Below are 24,717 nucleotides of genomic sequence, written 5' to 3'. Positions count from 1 at the left end.
GCGCTATACCCGGGCGACTGTACTGCTGTTGGTCAGTAGCAGGCTCAGTTCGTCGATATTGAACGGCTTTGCCAGGACAATCACCCCGCCCAGCTTTGCGCGCTCAAGTTCATCAGCGTAGCCGGTCATCAACGCAAACTTCTGCGCCGGCCATCTGCTCCGGACATGTTCGGCAAAGTCGATACCGCTCATCTTTCCGGGCAGATGCACGTCCGAAAGTATGAAGTCAAATGCGGCACCGCTGACGAGCACCTCAAGCGCTTCGTCGGCCCTCATGACGTGTCGTACCGTGCATCCGAGCACCTCCAGGACGGCGCAGATTCCGGCGGCCACCTCCTGGTTGTCTTCTACGACGAACACATGCTGCGGCGTAGGCGCCGCAGCAATGGGTTCGGGCAAAGCCACTTCTACCAAACTTTCTGCCCCTTGATAGCGAGGCAAGAAAAGTTTGAGAGTCGTTCCTTTACCTGGCTCGCTCTCTATCATCGCTGTTCCACCGGACTGCTCGCATGTGGCTAATACCTGTGCAAGCCCGAGACCGGTGCCCGCGCCAAGTGCTTTGGTGGTAAAAAGCGGCTCAAACGCGTGCTCCTTCACCGATGGAGGCATCCCCTGTCCGGTATCGGAAAGCGCTAACAACACGTACTCTCCGGGGGGTAGTCCATTCTTGAATTGCGCGCCCCGGACGTTGCTGCATCGGATGGAAAAGACGCCTCCATCGGGCATGGCATCTCTCGCGTTGACGGCGATGTTCAGAATCGCTGACTCCAGTTCGGTTACGTCTATCTTAACTAGCCAGGTATCCGGCGCTACGTCCAAAGTGAAATCGATTCTTTCTGTCAGCGCTGTGCCAATGATGCTACTGGCGCTCACGAGCCATGCGGGCAAGTCGACGACTTCATGCTTCAGCGGCTGTTTGCGGGCGACGCTCATCAGTCTGCGGGCAAGTTCTTCCGCCCCCACTGTGGCTCGCTTCACCGCGGTGACCTCTTTTTTTACATTCGCATAGTTTTTTCGGGTCGCCAGTTCCATATTTGCCGCCACGACCATCAGCAGATTGTTGAAGTCGTGAGCCACTCGCGCGACAAGATTTCCCAGCGCCCCCATGCGCCGCAACTGACGGCTCGAAGCTTCGGCAGATGCACGCCGTGTCCACTCGTTTTTCCAGTGATTCCATGCCGCTTCCTCAGCTCGCAGTTGACGAAGCGAGAAAACAATCAGCGCCCAGAGTCCAACGCACGGTGCGAGCGTGAACATAGCCACGATGGCCAGATGTTTGCGCCCTTGGTCATGTATTGCTGCCGTGGCGTAGCCGCTGGCGACATAAAGTGGATACCGTCCCACGCGCCGAAACGACAGGATTCTCTCGACACCGTCAACGGTCGAAATCATATCGACCCGGCCAGCTTGCACCGCGTCCGCAAGCGCTGTGGTAAAGGGGGTATTCGGCGCCGGATTGCGCAGGCCCCCCACGTCCGGAAGTCTGGCCAGAATGGTCCCGTCCTGGCGGTAAAGCCCAACGAGCAACGCGGAGTTGTTGTTAGTCAGGTCCGCGTAGAATTCGCTGAAATACTGTCGCTTGAGCGCGATGGAGACGACGCCCAGAAAATCTGTGTCGTTGCGGACTCGGGCCATATTTGTCGTGAAGACGTCCGACTGCATAACCTTGCCCGATAACGGCCTGGAGAAATAGGGGGCCGGCGCCGACGCAAGTGCCGCTCGAAAATCTTCGCGTCCGGCGATGGAAATTCGCGGCGCAGGAAAGAAACGGCTGCTTGCCAACAGATCACCGTTTGTGCCGAACACAGATATCGCAGCAAGTTGGGGGTAGTCCGCTGCAATTGTGTTGAGCCTGCCATATATGCGACCCTCGTGTTTGCGGACTTCCGCGTCATCGTCATCATTGAGAAGCTCGACGATGCGCGTGCCGATTTCGTTGTTCATATCGACAACCTTTAGCGCGTGTTCCTGGGCAACCCTGGTCAGGCGGTCCACGATGTCGCTCGCGTCTGCGACGCGCCGCTGGAAGTCAAAGTACCCATAGCCTGCGAGACAGCCAAGCGGAACGACAACCGACAAAACCAGAACGATGACAAGCACGCGTCGCGTTACCACAAAGTTGCGCGACGGCATCGGCACATCCGGCTCACTGTTGTTGTCGACTGACAAGGTCGGAGGCTCCCGCAAGTCGTTCATTGCTGCCCATGCCCATGGTACTGCGGGAAGATATCAGCCGGGAATTTTCAGGTTAGTGAACCGTTTCACACATCGTCCCTTGAATCGCGTGCGTTCGACTGTTCACGATTATCCCGGACGGCTTGAGCACCGCGTGGGGCGGGTGATTGGGCGCCACGCGTGCTGTGGCTTGCCTTTGCAGCGACACACGACATCAACCGGCATCCTGGCGTTTGGGTTCGAGAATGCGCAGCATCGTCCGCCCGCCTAAGCTCCTGAGCGGAACGTAGATACGATGTGTCTTTTGGTCTACAGCGACGACGTGCGCATTTGGGCCGACATGAATGTCGCCCAGCTTGGAGATTGCGCCGGCTTCTACCCGAAACATCGAGAGAACTCCCGCTTCGCCCGCGACGTACAAAAGATGGAGTGATGCGTCGTACGCCAGCACGTCCGGGTCCTTTCCGACCTCGAACAACGACGACACACGCATCGTGCGCAGATCGAGAACGACAAGTCGGTCGTTTCCCTCGCACGCGATGAATGCGAGTCCGTGGCCCGCGTCTATTAGCAGCCCGTGGTTCCCCTTGGCGCCCGGCACATCTATACGCGCGACAATCCTGTCACTGGCGGGGTCGATTTCCACCAGCTGATTGCGCGTCTGGACGTTGACGAAAATGTGCTTTGAGCTCGGGTCGTACTGCGTATTGCCCGCCTCACCGTTAAGCGGGATGATTGCGACCCGTCGGTTCGAAGTCACGTCAATGACTGTCTGCGAGCCACCGGTTTGGTCGGAAACATAGAGCTTGTGCGCGTCTGGCGCATAGGCTATCCCGTCCGGGTATGTGCCCGTCGGGATGCGAGCAATTATGCGCAGCGTCGCCATATCGATGACGTCGATCTCATTGCGTCCGGTGGCCGATGCATAGACGCGTCCTAACTCAGGAATGGCCAGCACACCGTGGACAGAACTGACGTCGGCCACGCGTCCAGCCACGCGAGACAACTCAGTGTCGAAGACGACAACTTCGCTATCGCCCAGGTGCGCGATAAACAGCAAGTGTCTGGTGGCGTCGAAGCTTTCGTAATCGAAGCGGGTTGTGTTCCCGCCAAGCGGAATGTCCGCGACTTTTTGCAGGGGCAGGTTGGAGGCTTCGAACGCTTCGTCCTTGCTCGCCGGACTGACCGGGACAGATGCAAGAACGGCAATCGCGAGAACCGTGACAGCGAGGGCTCGCACCGTGGACGAGGTACTCGGCAGGACCATGATTTCACTCCGGCGCCATCATTCATGCACGGCGGGCGGCCAGCCGTGCTCTCCGCTCTGGCAATAGCGGCACCACGCATAGAGCGCGTCGTACGTCAGGTGCCGATGCCAGCACGGCGATGCGTTCAACGGCGGCGCTCTGAATTTTAGATTGTGTGCCGGCTAAAGCCATTCGCTGGATATGTCTTTGCATCTTCTTCAATCAAAGACTTTCCTGACATATAAAGCCATAGATAGGATGGAACTCTTTTAGGGCGGAGACCTTTGCACGAGTGTCAGTACTCAAGGAGAGTAACCCAACGGAAGCAGGTCCAACACCAGACAGGGTTCCGAAGAGACAGCATTGGATGGCCGCGTCGTACGTCCGGGCAAAATCCACCTATCCGTGACTGCCTTTTCCAGGCCCGCGCCCGCGCGAGCTCGGCCCTTCCTGCTGTCTTCAGCGAAAAACAAGAACCAGGGACGCTTCAATGAGCTCATGGTTCGCACAACGCCGCGCCGTCGTATGCTTTGACGAGTGCCGCAACGGTCCCAGCCTGCCGACTCGATCTACTCGGACCAGCGTAGCGTTGAATCAAAGTGCGTTTAAGGGAAACTTCAGGTAGCGGGTGCCGTTTCCTCGGCAGAGGCAAGTCGCCGGCCCGGATATTCACCTGCACAGAAGGCAGGATGAACACGGGCGTCGCCGGCGTTGCATCGCGCATGCTTACGAACTGTCCTTCTGTGACGCCGTCAGGCACATGAATGCTATGTGCGCGCTGCGGGAGCACCGTAGTCTCCCATGCGAGTCCACGGCCTTCGTTGCAGTGCGTCCTGCCTTTTGGCCGTAGTCGAGAACCCGGGTCAATGACCGCGCATTCCCGGTGCCCGGACTGGAAAACCACATAATTGACCGTGCCTATGTCCGGGTCGAAGAACGGCTGAACGATCGGCTGCATGATGGCCGCCTCAAAAATTACTCATTCTATTCATAAGATGAGGAGAGACCATGTCGATTGATATGGCGAGTTTTACGCCGGGCCTATCCCTGACGGGGGGCCTGATGATTGGCGCGGCAGCTGCGATGCTGGTTCTCTTCAACGGGCGTATTGCCGGCATCAGCGGCATTCTCGGCGGCCTGCTGAGCAGCTCACACAAGATGCCGGGATGGCGTATCGCTTTTCTTGCAGGCTTGATTGGCGCGCCTTTACTGGCGAATCTGCTCGGCGACCCGATAGCGCCTAACATCCAGGCAGGGTGGGCCGAGATACTTTTCGCAGGATTTCTGGTTGGCATCGGCACGCGTTACGCGAGCGGTTGCACGAGCGGCCACGGTGTCTGCGGCATCTCACGGGGCTCCGTCCGTTCGCTGATCGCGACGGCAACATTCATGGCAACCGGCTTTCTGACCGTATTCGTGTCCAGACATCTGCTGGGAGGCTGAGATGAGCTTGCTCGCTGCTTTAATTTCCGGCCTGCTGTTTGGAGTCGGCCTGATGGTGTCTGGCATGGCCAATCCGGCGAAGGTTCTGGGATTTCTCGACCTCGCGGGGCGGTGGGACCCTTCGCTTGCATTCGTGATGGCCGGGGCGGTAGCCGTCGGCTCTATCGCGTTCCTGTTTGCAAAGCGTCGCAGGAAGTCGCTGCTGGGTCTACCCATGCAGATTCCGGCCACCACCAACGTGACCTTGAGACTTGTACTAGGAAGCGCGGTGTTCGGGGTTGGCTGGGGGCTTGCAGGATTTTGTCCGGGGCCCGCACTGGTCGCCCTTGGCGCTGGGTTCCCGAAGGCGTGGGGTTTTGTGGCCGCGATGCTCGGCGGCATGGGCGTGTTCGAGTTCCTCGAGCGCGCGAACCTGCGTCGGCATGACGCTGCGCATTGATTGCCGGTCGATCCGCGCCAATCTGGCGGTTCGAGGTGGCACCCGCGTTGCGACCGCGTCGCCGACGCTTTCGCGAAGTTGTCACATGGGTCATCCAACCTGAATGCGAACGCGCGCGAAGCTAGCAGTTTCGCTTCTGCGACGCGCACCCTAACCGGCCGGTCCTGGTCGAATTCGCGAAGGTGATGAGATGAGCCCACTGTCCACGCAGCAGAATTTCCCGAGCCTCTCACTGAAAGACTTGCTGGAAGCCAGAGAGCTTTACCACTGGCATCTGTCCAACAAGGCGAACGTCGTAGGCACTGCCGTGGGGCTTTACCTGATCCGGACGGACGTTCCTTGGCCAAGAGACGATGCGGGTTCCGAGAGGAGCAGTGCGCCTCTCGCCAAGGGCATTCGCACGTTCGACAACTCGGAAGTGCGTCCGGGCGAACGGGATGCTCAAGCACAATGAATTCACGTTTACCCGTCAGGTCAATTCGTCGACGCCAAAGTCAAGCGACTCATTGATGCACTGAAAACGAGTTCAAGGCCGGCTCGCATATCATGACCACATGAAACGGAGGCACCATGTGCTACTCGGCCCAAGTCCTGGCGGACTATCGAAAATTCGTGCGTACGTTTGGCGCAATCATGGACATCCACGAGTTTGCGCGTCTATTTTTTGAACGCGCGGAGGGCATCAGCAAAGCGACGATACCCAAAGCCATGGAAGACGCCTTTGCCGAACCGCAGGATGAAGCAGCGCGTGAAATCAATGCGCTTATCGCCCGCTTCACATCGGCGCAGGTGACGAAGCTGGAGCAGGACCTCTTCAAACAGCGCACGCGGCTTGCGGACGCCGAGCGCACGCTGCAGACGAAAGTCACGAAAGCAGCAACGGAAAGCCAGCGCATTGCCACCGACAAAATTGCATGGACCAAGGGAAAACTTGAAGACCTGCGGCGAACCGAATCTGAGCCGCGGGACGCGCGCATCTTTCCCGGTCACTATGCGCCTGTGATGGTTATGGAAAATGGGCAACGGGTCGTGAAGCCCATGCGCTACCAATGCCGCATTGCTGGAAAGCCTGCGTCGTACGATATGAAATATCCCGGAACATACATTGCGCGCCGGGAGAGTCTTGAAGCTTTCTGGGCCCCATGCTTCGGGTACACGCATGCCGTCCTGCTTGTCGAGGTTTTCTATGAAAACGTCAACCGGGCGAAGTACGAAGGCACGTTACTGGAGACTCACGAGCGGGATGAAAATATCGTGCTGGAGTTTCGTCCGGGCAACGGGGAGCTGATGCATGTCGCCTGTCTGTGGTCGCGGTGGTCGGCACCAGGCGAACCGGACCTGCTGTCATTCGCGGCGATGACGGACGAGCCGCCACCGGAAGTCGCAGCGACCGGTCACGACCGATGCATCATTCCTATCAAGCCGGAAAACATAGATGCATGGCTCAACCCGGACCCGAAGAATCTGGACGCAATGTACGCCATTCTTGATGACAGGGACCGGCCGTTCTACGAGCATAGGCTGGCAGCATAACGGTTACGCAAATGCGCCGGGGCTTCTTGCGCAAGCTTATGCCCAACGCGCGGCAACACACCGGACTCGGGCAATCGGAAGGAGACTTGAATGACACGCAAAATGCTCAATGCGTCGCAGCTTCAGCAGGAGGTCAACCGGCGAATCCATCGGCTGCAGGAAATCGTCGAGGACGGCGTAAAGATCCGCGTGCCGCGACCGCAGTTGCAAGAGGCGGACAAGACAGGCTGCAACTGGAAGATGACCAATTTCGGCAACGCGGTCGGCTTCGAGCGCGACATCGAGGGCGTGCTCAAGGCCGTGCGTGCCGAATACAATCTCAGTACTGAAGTGAAAGACACCGGTAACCCGTTCGGGGACTAACTGCGCAAGACGCTTAGAGGCCAGTTCAAAAACCCCTGAGGGGGCTGTTTACTTTCTCGGCAAACTGTTAACCTTGGATGTCTGAACAAGGGAACCCAAGGGATGGAAGCGCCGATCATTGATGACGAATTGTGGATACTGATCGAACCGTTACTGCCGCCGCCCAAGCCTCGGCGCAAAGAGCATCCTGGTCGCCCACGCGTATCGGATCGGGCGGCGTTGAATGGCATCCTGTTCGTGTTGAAAACCGGTCTGCGATGGAACCACCTGCCGACCGTATTGGGCTTTGGCTCCGGCGCGACCTGCTGGCGACGACTGAACGACTGGCGCAATGCAGGAGTATGGGATCGACTGCACGAACTGCTGCTCGACAAGTTGCGCGAGGCCGGGCAGATCGATCTTTCATACGCTGCTGTCGATTCCTCGTCGGTACTCGCTGTTGGGGCGGGCGAAAAACTGGCCCGAACCCCACGGATCGCTCGCGACCCGGTTCCAAGCACCACATCCTCGTAGACGCCAATGGCGTTCCCATCAGCGCCATCCTGACCGGCGCGAACCGCAACGACGTCACCCAGTTGCTGCCGCTCGTCGACGCGATTCCCCCGATCCGCGGCGCGCGCGGCCGACCACTTCAGAGACCCAAGGTCATCTATGCCGATCGTGGTTACGATTCCGATCCGCATCGTCAACGATTGCGCGAACGCGGCATCAAACCGGTGATCGCAAGGCGCCGCACTGAACATGGCAGTGGTCTGGGCAAATTCCGTTGGGTCGTTGAACGGACTCACTCGTGGCTCCACAACTTCCGTCGTCTTCGCATACGCTTCGATCGTCGAGCTGACATTCACGAAGCATTCTTGAAATTCGGCTGCGCCCTCGTCTGCTGGAACATCTTCAGGCGTACGGAGCAGCCTTTTTGAACTGGCCTCTTAAAGCATCATCGTCCACGAGTTGAAAGTTACGGATGGGCATGTCACGCGTATGCCCATCGCCAATGGCGTGGCACTCACTATGTCGTGCGCCATTTTCCGCGCTTATAAATCTTTCCATGCCGCTTACAAGCGCGTTGGCGACACGGCGCTGGCCCGTCAGGTTCCTTCCGGTCTACGAGATTGAACGGGGATGCCGCGCGCCTTGCCACGGCCGGCTAGCCGCGTGCGAGCGCGTCGGCGCGTCAGTTCTTCAGATCGTCGGGCACCTTACCACCGTTCTCAGCGAGCTTCAGCATCACCTGCTTGTGCAGCCAGATGTTCATCGCGGCTGAATCCTCGGTGCTGCCGGTGTAGTGCAACTCGGATGCAAGTTCCTTGCGGGCCGTGAGACTGCTGTCGAGGCCAAGCAGCTTCATCAGATCGACAATGGACGTTCGCCAGTTCAATTTTTCGCCGCTGCTTTCCTGCATCTTCGTTAGAACCACTTCGACGTCGACTGTTGGCATAGGTGTGACGGGAGGCTGTGAATTCCCGGCGGCGGCAGTGGAGGGCGTCGCTGGTGTTCCAGCGGGCGCAGTCGCGCTGCCCGGTGCCGCCGTCGCCGAGGCTGCCGGTCCGGCGGTCGCGCCCGAGCCGGTGTTGGCCGGATGATCATGCGGGAAGATCTTGTTGAGGATCGTCGAAAAAATGCTCATTTATCGCTCCTGGTTCGCGCCGGTCACTGCGGCCGGCGTATGGGGCGCGCAACGCGCGTGCCTGTGCTGACTTCCTTCAGGCCGTCACGAGCCGCTGTCTGTCATGGTCACCGGTGTACCTCTGAAAATGCATTGGTGGTAAGAATCATCGTCATCCTAACCAGTGCAGATGGTTTGAACGACGCTAGGTCAGGAGCATTCCGCGAGGCACGGTGTTTGCTGAACCTTGTCCACTTAACGGAGACAGGGAGGTTCAAATGGCCGAGTCTTTTCAATCCACCAGTTCGGGTTCCGCCGATGCATCGCGCGATGACAGCCTCGCAGCAAGGCCGAACGGCAGCGATGAACTACGTGCCCGCAGCGCGATGAAACTTTCCGAACTGAAGGACAAGCTTGCCGACGCGCAGGACGTCGTCAAAACGAAATACCGCGTGGTGTCCGAATCGACCGACGATTTCGTCCACGACAGTCCGTGGAAAGCGGTGACGATGGCGTTAATCGGCGGGCTCATCATCGGGATGCTGGCTGCCCGATAACGCGCGTTCCGTGCAACGTGCTCCATGTCACCGCTGTACAACGCGGTGACATGGATACTCACAGGTCTGCTACGCCTTGAGCGCTAGCAAGCTTCAGTGCTCACTCGGCCGGATGGCGGGGTCATTCTCGACGACGTCGCGCGTCGCCGACCAGTACGGCTCCCGGTTGTAGTAGCTGTAGGTCGATTCGCCCCAGGTCTGATCGGCCATAGCCGGCCAGTGGTCAGGGTCGAAGCCGGGGTCGTCCTTCAGGCGTTGCGCCGTGATGTCGACGAAGAAGCACTTCTGATCGGTATCGAGAGTCAGCGCGCTCCACGGAATGGCGTGTAGATTCGCTCCCATGCCAAGGAAGCCGCCTTCCGATAGCACGGCGTACGCGATGCGCCCATTGCGGACGTCCAGCATGATGTCGGAAATCTTGCCGACATGCTCACCATCCGACGACATCACCTTCGTGCCGTCGAGCGTGGCCGCAGCCATGACGTCGGGCCCCGGACCTTCGCCGATTCCGCCGCCGACAATTTTCGCTCCGCCGCCAGGGGCGCCTTGCGGGTTGATTGAGCCCATCTTTCACCTCCTTATGGAAAGGGTGCGCTTTGAATCGCGCAAGCGCTGTGCCCGCTGCGGGTCGCATCAACTGCGGTGCAGCGGGAGAGTCAGTGCCATGAAGGGACGAAAGAAACGAGCTGGCGGGCTGAGCCGAGCCTGGCCTAACGCGACAGCAGCGTAACCGTGGCGATGCCGAGAATCGTCATGATGAGCGAGGCGCCCACATGCATCGCGACTTCGCCGGCGGCCCAGCCGAGGCGGCCGTCCTGCAGGTGCTGCACTACTTCCGCCGAGAACGTCGAGAAGGTGGACAGTCCGCCCATCATTCCGGTGATCACGAAAAGCCGCCACTCGGGCGCAATTTGGGGCGCGCGCGCGAAGCCCGCGACGGCCACGCCAATGATGTAGCCGGCGACCACGTTTGCCGCGAAGGTGCCGAGCGGCAACGACGGAAAGAGTCCGTTCAGACGCAGGCCGAGAAACCAGCGAAATAACGAACCGAGTGCGCCGCCGACGGCGACCGCGAGTATCGACCAATACATGAGTGTGCCAGGCGAAACGGGGAGTCAACAAGCCGGGCGAAGCGGGGACGCAATGTCGCGTTCGCTCTGTTCCGGGAAAGCAGGCATCGTTCAGAAGGAGGCGATGATCGGACATGCCATGCCGAGTGCATGGCAAACCCATTCGAGAATCCCGCCTGCAGCGCGCAAGTCTAACATTCGCTATTCCATGGGGACAGGTCGCACGCGCCGGCCCGGTATGGCCGGCGCATGCCGTCAGCCCAGACTTTCGCGCTCCGGCGTAGCCGAGATTTTGTGGATCGACAGGTCAGCACCGTTGTACTCGTCCTCCTGGTCGAGGCGCAGACCCACCGTCAGGCGGATCGCGCCATACACGAGCGTGCCGCCGAGCGAGGCCACGACAATGCCACCCAGCGTGCCGATCACCTGTGCGCCGAACGAGACGCCGCCCAGGCCGCCGAGCGCCCGCAAGCCGAAGATGCCTGCTGCGATGCCGCCCCACGCGCCGCACAGACCGTGCAGTGGCCAGACGCCGAGCACGTCGTCGATGCGCCAGCGGTTTTGCACGCACGTGAACATATAGACGAACAGCGCGCCGGCGATGCCGCCCGTGACGAGCGCGCCGAGCGGATGCATCAGGTCCGAGCCGGCGCACACGGCGACGAGTCCGGCGAGCGGCCCGTTGTACGTGAAGCCGGGGTCGTTGCGTCCCGCGAGCCATGCGGTCAACGTGCCGCCGACCATCGCCATCAACGAATTCACGGCGACGAGGCCGCTGATCTTGTCGACCGTCTGCGCGCTCATCACATTGAAGCCGAACCAGCCGACCGCGAGCACCCACGCGCCCAGCGCGAGAAACGGAATATTCGATGGCGGATGCGCTGCAATACCGCCATCGCGGTGATAGCGGCCGTGGCGCGCACCGAGCAGCAACACCGCGGGCAGCGCGACCCAGCCGCCAAACGCATGAACGACGACGGAGCCTGCGAAGTCGTGGAACGGCGCACCGAACGTCTGGCCGATCCAGTTCTGCACGCCGAAGCGCTCGTTCCAGGCGACCCCCTCGAAGAATGGATAGACGAAGCCGACCAGAACGAAAGTCGCGAAGAGTTGCGGATTGAATTTCGAGCGCTCGGCGATGCCGCCGGAGACGATCGCCGGAATGGCGGCGGCGAACGTCAGCAGGAAAAAGAAGCGCACCAGCGCATAGCCGTTGTGAAGGGCGAGCGACTCGGCGTTACCGAAAAACTGCACGCCGTACGCGATCGTATAACCGATGAAAAAGTAGGCGATCGTCGAGACGGAGAAGTCCACCAGAATCTTGACGAGTGCGTTGACCTGGTTTTTCTTGCGAACCGTGCCCAGTTCAAGGAACGCGAATCCCGCGTGCATCGCGAGCACCATAGCGGCCCCGAGCAGGAGAAAGAGGGTATCGGTCCCGGTTTTGAGGCTTTCCATCGATTATTTCCGCTTGTGCCAAAAAGACGCGCACCGAACGCAAGAAGCGGGCCAAATCGGTGCTGTTAGGCGCTGTGGCGGTGCAGAGGGCACTGGAAGGGAGCTGCGCCGGTGTGATTTTCGTGCCAACGTCCGTCAGACGCACCTAGACGGCCCGTCATCAGCACAATAAATGTGCGTAAGCGTTCCGTTTTGGTAATTCGTGAACCAAGTTGGTTCGTAAGTTTTCGTCTTGCTTACGCATGCTGCCGCGTGCCGAGAGGCGCTGCCTAGCCCAGCGCCGAGTCTCCGCTGCATTGGCGGACAAGGCCTGGTCTATGGCGTGCCGCTTTGTTTCCAAAGCAAACGCCGACATAATGTGCCGTACCGCGCACGATCTGCCGGCCCACACCTTCAATGCGCACGCATGCGACTTACCACTAAAGGCCTGCTGCTGATTGCGATTCCTGCTGTCTTCGAACTGGCCCTTCTGTCCGGCCTGGTCAAGGCGCAGTCCGACGCGGCCGAAGCCGAGCGCTGGGCCGCTCACGGCCAGGAGGTGATGCGCCAGACCACGGCCATTCTCGACCCGGTGCTAGGCGAGTCCGTCGCGCTGCGCGGCGCCGTGCTCGCCGCCGACAGCCGTTTCGTGACGCCGCTGTCCGTATGGGTCGACGTCGATCGACGCATCGATCAACTCGCCGAACTCGTGTCGGACAATCCGCCGCAGGTCGAACGCGTAGTCCAGGTGCGCCAGGCGGTGCAGGCCTATCGGCAATGGTCCGATCGCACGCAGGACATGTTGCATTCGGGGCGACACAAGGACGTCGTCAACCGGTTCACCGAGCTGGCTCAGGCCGACGTGCTCGATCGCTTCCGCCAGCAGCTGGCCGCCTTTCAGGCGGAAGAGCGGCGTCTGGATGCGCAGCGCGCGAGTGCCGCCGATGCCGCCCGTGATCGGCAGCAGACGCTCGTGGTCGCGGCGGTGCTTGGTTCGTTGCTGTTCGTGGCGCTCGCCGTGTGGCTTTTCACGCGTGGGGTGCGCGGACGGCTTGCGCTTCTCTCCGACAACGCCGGGCGCCTTGCGGGCAACGAGCCGCTCGCGCCCATCGAGCCGGGTCACGATGAAATCGCGCGCCTCGATCTGACCTTGCATGACACCAGCCGACGTCTGCTCGAAGTGGAGCGCATCCAGGCGCGCTTCCAGGCCGACCTCGCGCGCCGTGCGGACGAACTGTCGCGCATCAACGAGAGCTTGCGGCAGCAGACGCAGGAAAACGAGATGTTCATATACAGCGTGTCGCATGACCTGCGCGTGCCGCTTGTCAATCTGCAAGGCTTTTCGAAGGAGCTGATCCGCGCCTGCGAGGAACTGCGAGCGGCCGTCAGCGACTCGTCGCTCGCGGCGCAGACGCGGCAACGCATCGAACGGATAGTCGACGAGGATATCGGGGAAGCGCTGCACTATTTGCAGACGGCGGTGCTGCGCGCGTCGCATATCATCGACGCGTTGTTGCGGCTTTCGCGCATTGGCCGTGTGGAATACAGACAGCAGAAAGTGGAAGTGCGCGATATCGTGCAGCGCGTGATTGACGCGATGCAAGGTTCGATCCGCGCTAGGCATGCGCAAGTGCATGTCGGCGAATTGCCGGCTGTGTGGGGCGACCCGACCGCGCTCGAACAGGTGTTCGCGAATCTGATCGGCAATGCGGTGAATTATCTCGACCAGTCGCGCGAAGGCCGGATCGAGATCGGTACGACGCCCGCGCCGCCCGGCGTGCAATCGCTGCGGATCTTCTACGTGCGCGACAACGGTCTGGGCATTCCGGCGATCGCGCTGCCCCGGCTATTCAACGCTTTTCAGAGATTGCACGGCACGGCGGCGGCGGGAGAGGGCATCGGCCTCGCGCTCGTGCGGCGCGTCGTGGAGCGGCATGGCGGACGCGTGTGGGCGGAGTCGACGGAAGGCGCGGGCACCACGTTCTATCTGTCGCTGCCCGAGGCCGGCGCACGGATGGCATCGGCGGCTGCCGAAGTCCGTGCCGGGGCGCACGCTGCGAACGATCAGGCGATGGCTAATGAGCAAGGGAACGTGCGGATGGGGCGTTGAGGCAGGCTGTTGCGTTGTGCCGTGAGGCTTGGCTCTTGACCTCGGCGAGTAAGCGCGCAGCCCACGAGCGCGGCTTGCCGCGTCATTTGAGCGCCGTCGCCGGTTAGCAGGAAATAAACAGACGGCGCGGCTTCAGGAGCCGCCGGCCGCGAACCGACCAGTAGCAGCCGCACGCCAGCAGAATGGCGACGACGGCGAGCACTTCCTGAAACGTTGGGCGCAACCCGAGCAACCCGTCGAGCGCGAACACGCAGCGCGCCACGATCAGCAAGGCTGCCCAGACGGAGCAGGCTGCTTGCACCAGCATCCGCGTGCCCGCCAGGCGCCGCGCGCGGTTTTCTCGTGACCAGCCGGCGGGCGTGCGCGCGCAGCGAAAAGCAATCGTCATCAACATGATGGCGAGAATCACGATCCAGTCGGTCAGTTCCATCGAAAAGCGCTCCCAAGTCAGCCCGTGACTATAGGAAGGCCATCCAATGCGAACTATAGGACGACTCTCAAATGCCGCGCTTGCCAGCAATAGCCGCGCGGCGCTTGAACTGGCTCAAAGCTCGATACGCGTTCCCAGCAGAACGAGGAACTGACGCAGCCACTCGGGATGAGCAGGCCACGCGGGCGCAGTCACGAAGTTGGCGTCCGTGATGGCGGCGTCGACCGGAATGTCGGCGAACTCGCCGCCAGCGAGTTTGACCTCGGGCGCGCAGGCCGGGTATGCGGAAATGCGCTTGCCGCGGATCACATCGGCGGCGGCCAGCAGTTGGGCGGCGTGACAGATGGCGGCGATCGGCTTGCCGGCTTCGGCGAACTGTCGCACGAGATCGATCACTCTGGGATTGAGCCGCAGATACTCGGGTGCGCGCCCGCCGGCGATGGCGAGGGCATCGTATTGGCGCGGATCGGCATCTTCGAACGATGCGTTCAGCGCGAACAGATGGCCCGGCTTTTCCGTGTACGTCTGATCGCCTTCGAAGTCATGAATCGCGGTCTTGATCCGATCGCCCGCTTTCTTGTCGGGGCACACGGCGTCGACCACATGTCCGACTGCCTGCAGTGCCTGAAACGGCACCATCGTTTCGTAATCCTCGGCGAAATCGCCGGTGAGAAACAGAATTTTCTTTGCCGCCATCGTATGACTCCGGTTGATCAATGGAACATTGCGAAACCTGGACAGACCTTGATTGCCCGCGGCCAGTCTACCGCACAACGTTTGACAGAACGGCGACTGCCCGCGGTCGGCGAGCCGCGTCGATCCATCTTGCATGAACCGCTTGCCGGGCGGTTCGCGGCAACGGCGTATGATGGGCGCGTTTTCGTCAGCTATGCCGCCTCGCGCGGTTCAAAACACACATGACTTCATCTATCCGTTCTCCGTTGCTGCGCCGTGCCGCCGTGGTCCTCTTCGTATTCGGCGGTCTCGCGGCCTGCCAGAAGAACGATGCGTCGGCGGGACAGGTTGCCGGCAAGCTCAACGACGCGGCGCAGGCCGCCGGCCAGAAGGTCGATCAGGCGGCGAGCTACGTCGGCCAGAAGGTCGACGAGACCAAATCCGCCGCCCAGCAGAACCTCGAATCGGCTTCGGCGCCGTCGGTCACCATCGACCCCAATGCGCTCGCTTCGGGCGCGCAAGCCAATCTGCAAAACGCGGCGAGCACCGCCAACCTGCAACTCGGCAAAGCGGCCTCGCTGACCGGTCAGAGCCTCGAGAACGCCGGGCGCAAGCTGCAGGAATGGTCGGCGCAGAGCACGGCTTCGTCGACGAGCGCCGCTGCTTCGTCGTCCGGTTCCAGCTACGGCGGCGACGCGCAAAAGCAGATGGACAAGTGAGATGCGCATGAGCCCGTTGAACCGCGTGCGCTCGCTCGGGTGCGATAAGCATGTGTGCAGCAGCGCGTTTGACAGCGTCCATAAATGTAATTACCATGGTTACACATTGTCTTCGCAGGACGGGTTGTTGTGAACACGAGTAGCCGGTTTGCGTTTGCGGTGCATGTGCTCGCGCTGCTGTCGTTGCAGGAGGGCGCGCCGCTTTCGTCGGAGATGATCGCGGGCAGCGTGAATACGAATCCCGCGCTCATCCGGCGGCTTCTGACCATGCTTGCCGAGGCGGGCCTCACCACTTCGCAACTCGGCGCAGGCGGCGGCGCGCTGCTGGCCCGCGCGCCCGAGCAGATTTCCCTGCTCGACGTGTACCGCGCGGTGGACGACGCGCAGCTGTTCGCGCTTCATCGCGAGGAGCCGAATCCGGCGTGCATGGTGGGGCGCAATATCCAGGTCGTGCTGCGCGGAATCATCGACGAAGCGCAGCAGGCCATGGAGGCGTCGCTCGCGCAGCGAACGCTGGCCGATGCGACAGCGGACCTGTTGCATGCCGAGCGGACGAGGGAGCGCAAGCGGCGACCGCATGCGTGACGCGAGCGCTTTCTACTGAGGCGCGCGTCGATTCGCAATGACGTGTCTGCGCAGTGGATACGTCGCAGTGAATGTTTCGCAATGAATGTTTCGCAGGAACCCGGGGCTCACGCCCCTCTTTTTTCGATGTATATGTAATCAAGACAGTTACATATAAACCATGACAGGAGCAGTTGAAATGAGCAAACAGTTGAAGATCGCATTGTTCGGCGCCACCGGCATGATCGGTTCGCGGATCGCGGCGGAAGCAGCGCGTCGCGGGCATCAGGTGACGGCGCTCGTGCGCAACCCCGCGCGCGTGCCGGCCGGCGTGCCGAATCTGAAAGCGGCACAAGCCGATCTGCTCGACGCGGCGAGCGTCGGCGCGACGGTGCGCGGTCACGACGTGGTGGCGAGCGCGTATGCGCCGCCGCAAGGCGACGTCGGCGTGCTGGACAAGGCGACCCGTGCGCTCGTCGAAGGTGTGCGGGCGGCGGGCTTGAAGCGGCTGGTCGTGGTGGGCGGAGCGGGGTCGCTTGAAGTCGCTCCGGGCAAGCAACTCGTCGACACCGAAGGTTTCCCGGACGCCTATAAGCCCGTGGCGCTGGCTCATCGCGAGGCGTTGAGCTACTACCGCGGCGTCGCCGATCTCGACTGGACGTTCTTCTCGCCGGCCGCGCTCATTGCTCCCGGCGAGCGCACCGGCACGTTCCGCACCGGCACGGGCTCGCTCATCGCCGACGCGCGGGGCAACAGCCAGATTTCCGCCGAGGATTACGCAATCGCGTTCGTCGACGAACTGGAGCAGGGCCGTTTCGTCCGCCAGATTGCAACCGTCGCTTATTGAGCGTGGGCGTGTGTCTGTTGCGCGGCGCGTCGCGTCGCGCACGCCGCACAGCAGGCAATAGCCGGTCTGGCGCCGCCTGCAACGACCGCAACGGGCGTTAGCCAGACCGGCGCCGCGCACACTGCACGCAAGAATTCGTGCAAGCGTCCTAACAATCGGTTACGCATGTCCGGTTGCCGGCGGCCAAACTGGGGCTACACTGGCGTCTCCCGTTTTCTCACGGATTGCCATGCAGTCATGCCCGTCGCGGCGTGAGTCCGAGGCTGCGCCGTCAAACGGCGGGCTTTTCGCGATTCACGCTGCATTTCGTCGTCTTTTCACTCGGATCGGATCCTTGATCGGTTGCGGCGCCCGCGCGCCCGGCGCGAGCCGGCTCAGCGTATGGCCGGCCGCGATCGTCGTCGCGCTCTTTCTTTGCACAGCGTGGATTCCCGCTGGCGCGCAGGCAGCCGGCGCGAGCACCAGCACGCCCGTCATCCCGGCGTTGCAAAGCCTGATCAACAGCGCGACGGTGGCGCCCGCCGCGGCCGCGTCCGGCGCGTCGGCTCCGGACGCCGCGTCGGCGCCGTCGCCCGCTAGCCAGGCGGAAATCGCGCGTTCGCTCGACAGCGTGATCGCCACGCTCGACAACGACCGGCAGCGCAGCGCGCTCGTCGCCCAGCTGAAGAAGCTGCGCGACGTGTCGCGAACCGTCGGGCCGCTCGCGCCCACGCCGGCGCAACCGAGCCCTGGTCTGCTAGGCGCGATCGCGTCGGGCATCGCGTCGTTCGAATCGGACGTGCATGAAGGCCGCACGCCTGTGCGCTACTGGGGCGGGCGCTTCAACGCGGCCGGCAACGAGCTCTACACGATCATCTCCGGCCAGGGCCACGAAAGCCTCGGCCGCATTCTCTTTTCGATGTTCGCGATGCTGGCCGGCTGGGGCGCATGCGCCGCCGCGCTGATCTATCTGCAGCACAGGCTCTACCGGCGACTTGGCATCGTGATCGGCCTCAATCCGAACCCGACCACACGCGAGCTGCTGATCTTCGCATTGCGGCGCGTCGGGCCGTGGGTCATCGCGTTCGTCGCCGCGCTGCTGTTCGTGCGCGCGATGCCCGATGCGCTCGGCCGCACGCTCGGCATGGTCGTCGCGTATGCGATTGTCGCGGGTGCGGTGTTTTCGGCGATCTGCCTGATCATGTTTTCGCTGTTCGGCTCGGGGCACCGCCGAATCGCGGTGCGTTTGCTGATCGATCATGCGCGGCGCCTGCTTTTTGCGGTTGGCGTCTGCGGCGCGCTCGGCGATGCAGCGGTCAACTACGACGTCGCGCATCAGATGGGCTCCAATCTTGCCGCGCTGGTTTCGACCGCCGCCAACATGACGGCCGCCGTGCTTACCGGCTATTTCGCGCTCGCCTTTCGCCGGCCGGTCGCCCATCTGATCCGCAACCGGCCCTACGAGCAACGCAACGATCACAAGGCCGCGACCGATGCTTTCGAGGTGCTCGCCGCGCTCTGGCACGTGCCTGTTCTCGTGCTGGCGACGGCGTCGGTGGTCGCCACGCTCGGCGGCTCCGGTTCGAGCGAAAACGTGCTGCAAATTTCAGTGGTGACAGCATTGCTGCTGGTGCTGGCGTTTTTCCTGTCGGCCATCGTTTTGCGCATGACGCGTCCACGCAGCCCGCGCGCGCGGCGGCGCTCTCCCTATCTGACACGGCTGCTGCGTTTTTGCGGCACGTTGCTGACGCTTTTCATCTGGCTGTTTTTTTTCGAACTGGCGGCCCGATTGTGGGGCGTTTCGCTCGCCGCGGTCGTCGAAGAAAACGTCGCCGCGCGCGGTATCGCGCATGCGGTGACGGCGATCGTCGCCACCGTGTTCATTGCATGGCTGCTGTGGATCCTCGTCGACACCGCGATCACCGAGGCGCTCAACCCCGGCAGCGCACGCAACAAGTCGCGCAGTCCGAGCATGCGGGCCCGAACGATGTTGCCGCTCGTGCGCAATGTGCTGCTTGTCAGCATCATGACGATAGCGGGCATCGTTACAGCGGCGAATCTCGGCATCAACGTGACGCCGCTACTCGCGGGGGCCGGCGTGATCGGCCTCGCGATCGGTTTCGGCGCGCAGTCGCTCGTGACCGACCTGATCACGGGGCTTTTCATCATCATCGAAGATACGATTTCGGTGGGCGACTGGATCGACGTGGACGGCGGCCATGCAGGCACGGTCGAACATCTGTCTATTCGCACCGTGCGGTTGCGCGACGGCCAGGGCGCGATCCACGCAATTCCGTTTTCGCAGATCAAGATCGTCAAGAACCTGTCGCGCGACTTTGCCTATGCAGTGTTCGAAGTGCGGATGTCGTTCTCGACCGACGTCGACGAAATCACTCAATTGATTCGTGAAGTCGGTGCCGATCTGATGGCCGACTTCCGTTACCGTCGCGAGATGCTGGGGCCGATCGAGGTGTGGGGGCTCGACCGTTTCGACCCGAACTGGATGGTCGTCAAAGGGCAGATCAAGACGCGGCCGCTGCAGCAATGGAGCGTGGCGCGGGCGTTCAATCTGCGACTCAAGCGCAAGATGGACGAGGCCGGCATCGAGATCCCGGTGCCGCAGATGCGCTTGTTCACGTCGTCCAGAGACAGCGAGGGCCAGCCTTTGCACGAGGAAGACGTGCCCGGGGCCGCCCGGCATGACCATGAGGATGCCGAAGCGGAAGCCCGAGCGGAAGCCCGAGCGGATAACCGAGCGGATAACCGAGCGGATGCCCAGGCCGAAGCACATGCGGGTCGGCACGAGCATGCATTCGGGCATCCGCAGAAAGCGCAGGCAATACGCGGCGCGCATCCGGGTGTCGTCGCAGCGCGCGATGTGTCGCATGAACCGCGGCCGGCGCCGCCGCCGACGGGACAGACGGCGCCAATTCCGCCGCAGATTCCCACGGCGGGCGAGGGCAAGGCTTGATTGTCAGGCGCTAGACGAGCGCGGGCGCGACGCGCACCACGTCGTTGACATGCGTTCCGATGCGCGCGCCCGGAACACCGTACACGTGCAACGACACCGCGGGGGCATCGCTGCAATTGCCCAGCCGGTGAATGTTGCCCCGACCGCTCCGCACAAACGAAACCGCGCCGCGTGGGCGCGCATGCGAGCGCGTCGCGATGGCGAAGTCCTCAGAGCCGTTCCATTCGAAAACAGTTTCGTTCAGCGCGCCGTCGAGCACCGCGTATCCACACCACGTGTGATGCGCATGCACCGGGCTCGCCTGATGCGGCAGCCAGACGAGTGCGGCAATTGCATAGCGGCCTTGCGGATCGGCGGCGAGCAGATGCCGGCGGTAGTTGTCCAGCGATGCCTCCCGTTGCCAGGGTTTCAGCAGCGCGGGGTCGGCCGCGGCTTGCGCGAGCGCGATTCGCATGCCGCGCGCGAAGAAAGTGGAATGCGAAGGCTCCGGAAAACTTGCACAGGCTTCGAACATCGCGTCGAGTGCGTTGCACAGTCGTGCGAGAGGCTCGTGGTGCCCGGCGTGCCGCGAGGCCTCGTGACCGTGAGGCTGCGCGAACTGATCGAGGAGACGGGCGGAGGAACGGAGGTCGTGGTCCAAGGTCGTTGAACGGCAATGGCTTGCCGACGTTTTTACGTTGGAACATTTATACCGTTTTGCCCGGAGAAAGAGTTTCCATATAATTCCCCGTGCAATTTGAAAAGTAGAATAATTTCCTAAAGGGGCGAGACGGTGGGAATGGATATCATCGACCGGAAGTTGCTGGAGCTGTTGCAGGAAGACGCGACCATGCCGATTGCCGAACTGGCACAGCGCGTGAATCTGTCGCAAACGCCTTGCTGGAAGCGGCTGCAGCGGCTGAAGGAGACCGGCGTGATTCGCGCGCAAGTGGCGCTGTGCGATGCACGCAAGCTTGGGGTGGGCACGACGGTATTCGTCGCGGTGCGCACGAATCAGCACACGCAAGCGTGGGCGCAAAGCTTCACACGGGCGGTGCAGGACATTCCCGAAGTCGTCGAGGTGTACCGGATGAGCGGCGAAACAGACTACCTGCTGCGCGTGGTGGTCTCGGATATCGACGACTACGACCGCGTGTACAAGCAGTTGATCGCGGCGGTGCCGCTGTACGACGTGAGTTCGAGTTTCGCGATGGAGCAGATCAAATATTCGACGGCGCTGCCGGTGCGGCCCGCCGCAGTCGTGTGAGGCGAGCCTTGGGCGAAGTGCGCGTTCGCCGCGTACAGGCCGTGGCGGCTCACTAAGCCTTTAAGCGCTGCCGGCTGCAAGGCGAGTGCAAGGTGGGTCGGCGTAGAATGCCGCCTTCTCCGCTATCTTCCGCGATTCGCATCGCGGTCCGAGCCGTCTCATGAACAAACCGCCGCGCAAGAAAAATCCGACGTTGGGCATCGCTGTATTCATCGTGGTCGCGGTACTGCTGGTGATCGCCACGCTGTTCTACAACGCGATCAAGGAAAAGCGCGAGTTCGACAGCAACAACGCGCCGGCGGTGTCCATTTCATCGGGCGCGGCCGCAGCGACTGCAACGAGCGCGGCAACCACCGCTGTGAAGCCCGCGAGCGGCACCGCCCAGTGAGGTTACGGCGCTCATCGTGCATGAACGCCGGTCGACTTATCGCGGGGCGAATCGCGCGAGACGGGAAAGCGGGTAGTTCGCGTCTCGTAGGAGCCGTCCGAGGCATGCGGAGCCATATGGACCCATGTCGGACCCATGTCGGACCCAATGCCGAACCTTGGCCGAACCTTGGTTGAACTTCAGTCGGCCACGTCACTCATCGGGCAGGCGAATCACACTTGCATCCTTGCGAATCAACGCCGCCGCCGCCAGCATCTGCTTGCATTGATGCACGAGCAGCTTCATGTCGTGCACTGCATCCGCCGAATATTCCTTCGACTTCTCCGCTTCGACCACCATCGTGTCGAGCTCGCGCGTGAGTTGCCTGATCTGCTCGCCCTGATCGGCGGGCGGCGCACTGCCGGCCTCCGCCTCGGTGAGATTGTCTCGCACGAGGCTCAACGCCCGTTGCAGCGGTTGCAGCGACACGCCGTCGGCCTGTTGCGCGGATGTGCGCAGCAGCGGCGCGGCCGCCGTGATCTGCGAAGCGAGCACATGGCTGCGCACGAGCAGGCCGTTGAGTTCGGGCACGAACTTCTGCGCCGATTTCGGTTCGAGCATCATGCGCTGGAACGCCTGTCCCAGATTCGCGAACGCCACGTGGACGTTCTTGCGCGCGAGCCGATAACGGTAGTCTCGATCCAGTGCGGTTGCGGCAGCCGCGGCCGCAGGCGATGCGCCCGCGACGGGCTTTGCCGCCGCGTTGCCGAGCGTTGAAACGCCCGAGCCGGCCGGCGCGTTCGGTCCCGCACCAGTGTTTGCGTGAGTGCCGGTGCCGGCCGGATCGCCCGTTTGCAAACTGGCTTGACCGCCGCTTTCGAAGGCGCGGCCCGCGACTGCCAGCGCCGGCTTGCCGAACTCGGTGGCCGGATCGGCCATTGCCGCGACGGGCGCCCACGCGCCGGCTTCTGTCACCGTGGCGACCGCGGCGGCGGCCGGCTTGCCGCTCCACCACCAGCTTGCTTCGAGATACTGGCGCGTGGCGCCGATCATGTTGTTGACCAGCTTGCCCATCAGACGATATTCCCAGTACGGGAACAGGTGGCTCGCGGCAATCGCGATCGCGCAGCCCACCACCGTGTCGATCGCGCGTTCCCCGATGAGGCGCATGCTGCCCGGCGCGAGCAGGTGGAACATCAGCAGCACATACGACGAAGTAAACACCACGCTCGCCGTGTAGTTGAACAGCAGCAGGCTGTAGCTCATCACCATCGACGCGAACATCACCACCAGCAGAATGTGCGGCTCCTTCACGAAAATCATGAGCGCGATGCTCGCCGTGCAGCCGATCAACGTTCCGACAATCCGCTGCCCGTTGCGCTGTTTGGTCAGCGAGTAGCCTGGCTTCAGAATGATGACGGTGGTCATCACGATCCAGTATGCATTGGTGAGCGGCAGCAGGCGGCCGAGCCAGAAGCCGACCGCCACCGCGATCGTCACGCGCAGCGCGTGACGAAAGCTCGGCGAGGCCATGGTCAGGTTCGAGAAGATCTGGCCGAACGGCACGCGGCGGCTCGACACGAAACGGTTCAGCGCCTGGTCGAGGCGCAGTTCGGTTTCCGTCGCGCTCGGATCGCTCGACAGACTCCTGCGCATCTTGTCGATCAGACGCGTGGCGCTCCAGACGCGGCGGAACGTGGACGACACTGCCGAATACGCCTCGGGATTCTTCGCCGGCAACTCCTGCTTGCGCATCAGTTCGATCTCGAACTCGATCGCGCGCAACTCCGCCTTCACGTTGACGCGCGCCCTCGGCGCATGGTTTTGCAGGACAGCGAGTCCTATCTCTTCGAGATCGCTCGCGGCCTTGCAAATCAGGTCACGATAGAACACCAGCAGGTCGGTGCCGCCGAAGGTATTGCGCACGAGCGGATAGTCCGTATGCGCGCCGACGAACAACTCGTGCAGATCGACCGTATTGATGAACAGATTGAACAGCATTGCCCGGCGCGGTTCGAGCTTGCCGCTCTTTAACTTCGGCAGATTGCGCAGCACGATGTCGCGCGCCGCGTCCTGCCGCTCCACCGCGGCAATCTGCTTGTCGACCAGATTGCGATAACACTCGTCCAGGTCGTTGTCGAGGTCGTAGAAGGCGGCACGCGCGAGCAGATAATCGGCGCAGGCGAAGACGCTTTCCGCCAGCGCCTGCTGTTCGATGCGATGCATCATCCAGCGGCTCACGGCAGTCGACCAGTACGTGTACCAGAGGCCGCCCAGCAGAATCCACGACGCGTTGACGAGCGCCTGCATCGGCGTGAAATGCTCTTCCAGCGTCATGATCATCATGAACAGCGTGGCAAAGCTGATCTGCGGCCAGCGGTTGCCGTACACCACGATCAAAGACAGCACGAACGTGAGCGGCACCACGGTGCACCACAGCGCCACCGGGTTCACGGTGGCAAGACCGGTGGCGAGCGCGGACAGAAAACCGATTACCGAGCACGCCAGCATTTCGTTGTGCTTGTACTTCAGTGGGCCCGGCATATCGACGACACAGGCGCCGAGGGCGCCGGTTGCAATCGTGAAGCCCAGTTCGCGGTTGTGGAACACGATCAGGCACAGCATCGCCGGCAGGGACACGCCGACCGCGATGCGCAGGCCGCCATAAAAGTACTGGCTATAAAGGAATTTTTTTATCTCAACCGAATAACGCATCGACTGCCTGATTCCATTCACTGACGAAAAGCGGTTGAAGGCACGAACCCGGGGACAGCCCCAAAACTGCCGACGAGTCTAACTGATTTTGCATCTGATCTGACCTCGTCCATTCGGCCAGGTTCTGCCCGGCGAGCGGCTTTGTTATGCTGTCGCTTCAATGTCTGCCGCGGTTCGCGCGCTTGTCGCGAATGCGGCAACGCCATACCGTCTTGTCCCGGATC

24 protein-coding genes and 1 pseudogene are annotated in these 24,717 nt (G+C 62.0%); 14 read left to right on the top strand and 11 right to left on the bottom strand.

All coding sequences use genetic code 11. The features are described from left to right. Positions 1–3 precede the first annotated feature (3 nt). From RW095_RS29850 to RW095_RS29840, 3 genes and pseudogenes are all read right to left on the bottom strand, one after another. Positions 4–2,133 (bottom strand): hybrid sensor histidine kinase/response regulator, encoded by a 2,130-nt coding sequence (locus RW095_RS29850; protein ID WP_317022723.1) that lies wholly within the window; start codon positions 2,131–2,133, stop codon positions 4–6. Between the two features lie 256 nt (positions 2,134–2,389). After that, a complete protein-coding gene (locus tag RW095_RS29845; protein ID WP_317022329.1) occupies positions 2,390–3,442 on the bottom strand; it encodes a YncE family protein in 1,053 nt (350 codons plus the stop codon). Between the two features lie 574 nt (positions 3,443–4,016). Next, positions 4,017–4,239 (bottom strand): annotated as a pseudogene (locus RW095_RS29840) (MBL fold metallo-hydrolase); the annotation flags it as partial. 191 nt (positions 4,240–4,430) lie between these two features. Between RW095_RS29840 and RW095_RS29835 the strand changes: the two are divergent. The 6 genes from RW095_RS29835 to RW095_RS29810 all read left to right on the top strand — a co-directional run bounded on the left by RW095_RS29835 (position 4,431) and on the right by RW095_RS29810 (position 8,120). Next, positions 4,431–4,865, top strand: a complete 435-nt coding sequence (locus tag RW095_RS29835; RefSeq protein ID WP_317022328.1) for a YeeE/YedE family protein — start codon at positions 4,431–4,433, stop codon at positions 4,863–4,865. Position 4,866: 1 nt separating this feature from the next. Then, positions 4,867–5,304, top strand: coding sequence for a YeeE/YedE family protein (locus RW095_RS29830; protein WP_317022327.1), 438 nt, complete (start codon positions 4,867–4,869; stop codon positions 5,302–5,304). A gap of 190 nt (positions 5,305–5,494) precedes the next feature. Continuing rightward, complete coding sequence (locus RW095_RS29825) at positions 5,495–5,758, top strand: hypothetical protein (RefSeq protein ID WP_317022326.1); 264 nt, start codon at positions 5,495–5,497, stop codon at positions 5,756–5,758. Between the two features lie 116 nt (positions 5,759–5,874). Next, positions 5,875–6,837, top strand: coding sequence for an SOS response-associated peptidase family protein (locus tag RW095_RS29820; protein WP_317022325.1), 963 nt, complete (start codon positions 5,875–5,877; stop codon positions 6,835–6,837). A gap of 90 nt (positions 6,838–6,927) precedes the next feature. Continuing rightward, positions 6,928–7,200 (top strand): hypothetical protein, encoded by a 273-nt coding sequence (locus RW095_RS29815; RefSeq protein ID WP_317022324.1) that lies wholly within the window; start codon positions 6,928–6,930, stop codon positions 7,198–7,200. 102 nt (positions 7,201–7,302) lie between these two features. Next, positions 7,303–8,120, top strand: a protein-coding gene (locus tag RW095_RS29810) for an IS5-like element ISRme6 family transposase (RefSeq protein ID WP_317022323.1) whose coding sequence is annotated in 2 segments (ribosomal slippage) — positions 7,303–7,651 and positions 7,651–8,120 — 819 coding nt in all. Because the reading frame shifts where the segments join, the coding sequence is not laid out codon by codon here. Between the two features lie 254 nt (positions 8,121–8,374). Here RW095_RS29810 and RW095_RS29805 read toward each other — a convergent pair. Next, positions 8,375–8,827: a DUF3597 domain-containing protein gene (locus RW095_RS29805; protein WP_317022322.1), complete on the bottom strand. Its 453-nt coding sequence runs from the start codon at positions 8,825–8,827 to the stop codon at positions 8,375–8,377. 212 nt (positions 8,828–9,039) lie between these two features. On the opposite strand from RW095_RS29805, the gene RW095_RS29800 reads away from it, so the two are divergent. Then, positions 9,040–9,363, top strand: coding sequence for a DUF883 family protein (locus RW095_RS29800; RefSeq protein ID WP_317022321.1), 324 nt, complete (start codon positions 9,040–9,042; stop codon positions 9,361–9,363). A 93-nt stretch (positions 9,364–9,456) separates the two neighbouring features. Here the strand turns inward: RW095_RS29800 and RW095_RS29795 are convergent, their stop codons facing one another. From RW095_RS29795 to RW095_RS29785, 3 genes are all read right to left on the bottom strand, one after another. Further along, positions 9,457–9,930 (bottom strand): PRC-barrel domain-containing protein, encoded by a 474-nt coding sequence (locus tag RW095_RS29795; protein ID WP_317022320.1) that lies wholly within the window; start codon positions 9,928–9,930, stop codon positions 9,457–9,459. Between the two features lie 143 nt (positions 9,931–10,073). Then, on the bottom strand, positions 10,074–10,454 hold the full coding sequence (crcB, locus tag RW095_RS29790; RefSeq protein ID WP_317022319.1) for a fluoride efflux transporter CrcB: 381 nt from the start codon (positions 10,452–10,454) through the stop codon (positions 10,074–10,076). Positions 10,455–10,688: 234 nt separating this feature from the next. Beyond that, a complete protein-coding gene (locus RW095_RS29785) occupies positions 10,689–11,891 on the bottom strand; it encodes an ammonium transporter (RefSeq protein ID WP_317022318.1) in 1,203 nt (400 codons plus the stop codon). Positions 11,892–12,297: 406 nt separating this feature from the next. On the opposite strand from RW095_RS29785, the gene RW095_RS29780 reads away from it, so the two are divergent. Next, positions 12,298–13,980: a sensor histidine kinase gene (locus RW095_RS29780; protein WP_317022317.1), complete on the top strand. Its 1,683-nt coding sequence runs from the start codon at positions 12,298–12,300 to the stop codon at positions 13,978–13,980. A gap of 103 nt (positions 13,981–14,083) precedes the next feature. Here RW095_RS29780 and RW095_RS29775 read toward each other — a convergent pair whose 3' ends face one another. Together RW095_RS29775 and RW095_RS29770 are read right to left on the bottom strand one after the other, a co-directional pair. Further along, entirely contained in the window at positions 14,084–14,410 is a 327-nt protein-coding gene (locus RW095_RS29775; RefSeq protein ID WP_128591666.1) for a hypothetical protein, read from the bottom strand. 114 nt (positions 14,411–14,524) lie between these two features. Then, positions 14,525–15,106 (bottom strand): DJ-1/PfpI family protein, encoded by a 582-nt coding sequence (locus RW095_RS29770; protein ID WP_128591664.1) that lies wholly within the window; start codon positions 15,104–15,106, stop codon positions 14,525–14,527. A gap of 221 nt (positions 15,107–15,327) precedes the next feature. On the opposite strand from RW095_RS29770, the gene RW095_RS29765 reads away from it, so the two are divergent. The 4 genes from RW095_RS29765 to RW095_RS29750 all read left to right on the top strand — a co-directional run bounded on the left by RW095_RS29765 (position 15,328) and on the right by RW095_RS29750 (position 20,165). Next, the gene (locus tag RW095_RS29765; RefSeq protein WP_317022316.1) at positions 15,328–15,804 is read left to right on the top strand and encodes a hypothetical protein; all 477 of its coding nucleotides are present in this window, start codon (positions 15,328–15,330) and stop codon (positions 15,802–15,804) included. 129 nt (positions 15,805–15,933) lie between these two features. Continuing rightward, positions 15,934–16,389, top strand: coding sequence for an Rrf2 family transcriptional regulator (locus RW095_RS29760; RefSeq protein ID WP_317022315.1), 456 nt, complete (start codon positions 15,934–15,936; stop codon positions 16,387–16,389). 178 nt (positions 16,390–16,567) lie between these two features. Continuing rightward, on the top strand, positions 16,568–17,215 hold the full coding sequence (locus tag RW095_RS29755; protein WP_317022314.1) for an NAD(P)-dependent oxidoreductase: 648 nt from the start codon (positions 16,568–16,570) through the stop codon (positions 17,213–17,215). Positions 17,216–17,444: 229 nt separating this feature from the next. After that, positions 17,445–20,165, top strand: coding sequence for a mechanosensitive ion channel family protein (locus RW095_RS29750; protein ID WP_317022313.1), 2,721 nt, complete (start codon positions 17,445–17,447; stop codon positions 20,163–20,165). 10 nt (positions 20,166–20,175) lie between these two features. Here the strand turns inward: RW095_RS29750 and RW095_RS29745 are convergent, their stop codons facing one another. Further along, positions 20,176–20,679: a cysteine dioxygenase family protein gene (locus RW095_RS29745; protein ID WP_317022721.1), complete on the bottom strand. Its 504-nt coding sequence runs from the start codon at positions 20,677–20,679 to the stop codon at positions 20,176–20,178. 258 nt (positions 20,680–20,937) lie between these two features. Between RW095_RS29745 and RW095_RS29740 the strand changes: the two genes are divergently transcribed. Further along, the gene (locus RW095_RS29740; RefSeq protein ID WP_317022312.1) at positions 20,938–21,411 is read left to right on the top strand and encodes an Lrp/AsnC family transcriptional regulator; all 474 of its coding nucleotides are present in this window, start codon (positions 20,938–20,940) and stop codon (positions 21,409–21,411) included. A 160-nt stretch (positions 21,412–21,571) separates the two neighbouring features. Next, positions 21,572–21,799 carry a hypothetical protein gene (locus RW095_RS29735; RefSeq protein WP_317022311.1) on the top strand — a complete coding sequence of 76 codons (228 nt, stop codon included), beginning with the start codon at positions 21,572–21,574 and terminating at the stop codon, positions 21,797–21,799. Positions 21,800–21,991: 192 nt separating this feature from the next. Here RW095_RS29735 and RW095_RS29730 read toward each other — a convergent pair whose 3' ends face one another. Then, positions 21,992–24,493: an FUSC family protein gene (locus RW095_RS29730; RefSeq protein WP_317022310.1), complete on the bottom strand. Its 2,502-nt coding sequence runs from the start codon at positions 24,491–24,493 to the stop codon at positions 21,992–21,994. Positions 24,494–24,717 lie beyond the last annotated feature (224 nt).

Source organism: Paraburkholderia kirstenboschensis (assembly GCF_032806925.1).
GTDB classification, from domain to species: Bacteria; Pseudomonadota; Gammaproteobacteria; order Burkholderiales; family Burkholderiaceae; genus Paraburkholderia; species Paraburkholderia kirstenboschensis.
The sequence above is the reverse complement of the archived record's forward strand: the minus strand, read 5'-3'. Positions and strand labels throughout refer to the sequence as shown.

Coding starts and splice junctions, on each gene's coding strand:
- RW095_RS29850 (WP_317022723.1), bottom strand. CDS start 2,133: ATGCCGTCGCGCAACTTTGTGGTAACGCGACGCGTGCTTGTCATCGTT.
- RW095_RS29845 (WP_317022329.1), bottom strand. CDS start 3,442: ATGGTCCTGCCGAGTACCTCGTCCACGGTGCGAGCCCTCGCTGTCACG.
- RW095_RS29835 (WP_317022328.1), top strand. CDS start 4,431: ATGTCGATTGATATGGCGAGTTTTACGCCGGGCCTATCCCTGACGGGG.
- RW095_RS29830 (WP_317022327.1), top strand. CDS start 4,867: ATGAGCTTGCTCGCTGCTTTAATTTCCGGCCTGCTGTTTGGAGTCGGC.
- RW095_RS29825 (WP_317022326.1), top strand. CDS start 5,495: ATGAGCCCACTGTCCACGCAGCAGAATTTCCCGAGCCTCTCACTGAAA.
- RW095_RS29820 (WP_317022325.1), top strand. CDS start 5,875: ATGTGCTACTCGGCCCAAGTCCTGGCGGACTATCGAAAATTCGTGCGT.
- RW095_RS29815 (WP_317022324.1), top strand. CDS start 6,928: ATGACACGCAAAATGCTCAATGCGTCGCAGCTTCAGCAGGAGGTCAAC.
- RW095_RS29805 (WP_317022322.1), bottom strand. CDS start 8,827: ATGAGCATTTTTTCGACGATCCTCAACAAGATCTTCCCGCATGATCAT.
- RW095_RS29795 (WP_317022320.1), bottom strand. CDS start 9,930: ATGGGCTCAATCAACCCGCAAGGCGCCCCTGGCGGCGGAGCGAAAATT.
- crcB (WP_317022319.1), bottom strand. CDS start 10,454: ATGTATTGGTCGATACTCGCGGTCGCCGTCGGCGGCGCACTCGGTTCG.
- RW095_RS29785 (WP_317022318.1), bottom strand. CDS start 11,891: ATGGAAAGCCTCAAAACCGGGACCGATACCCTCTTTCTCCTGCTCGGG.
- RW095_RS29780 (WP_317022317.1), top strand. CDS start 12,298: ATGCGACTTACCACTAAAGGCCTGCTGCTGATTGCGATTCCTGCTGTC.
- RW095_RS29775 (WP_128591666.1), bottom strand. CDS start 14,410: ATGGAACTGACCGACTGGATCGTGATTCTCGCCATCATGTTGATGACG.
- RW095_RS29770 (WP_128591664.1), bottom strand. CDS start 15,106: ATGGCGGCAAAGAAAATTCTGTTTCTCACCGGCGATTTCGCCGAGGAT.
- RW095_RS29765 (WP_317022316.1), top strand. CDS start 15,328: ATGACTTCATCTATCCGTTCTCCGTTGCTGCGCCGTGCCGCCGTGGTC.
- RW095_RS29755 (WP_317022314.1), top strand. CDS start 16,568: ATGAGCAAACAGTTGAAGATCGCATTGTTCGGCGCCACCGGCATGATC.
- RW095_RS29750 (WP_317022313.1), top strand. CDS start 17,445: ATGCAGTCATGCCCGTCGCGGCGTGAGTCCGAGGCTGCGCCGTCAAAC.
- RW095_RS29745 (WP_317022721.1), bottom strand. CDS start 20,679: ATGTTCGAAGCCTGTGCAAGTTTTCCGGAGCCTTCGCATTCCACTTTC.
- RW095_RS29735 (WP_317022311.1), top strand. CDS start 21,572: ATGAACAAACCGCCGCGCAAGAAAAATCCGACGTTGGGCATCGCTGTA.
- RW095_RS29730 (WP_317022310.1), bottom strand. CDS start 24,493: ATGCGTTATTCGGTTGAGATAAAAAAATTCCTTTATAGCCAGTACTTT.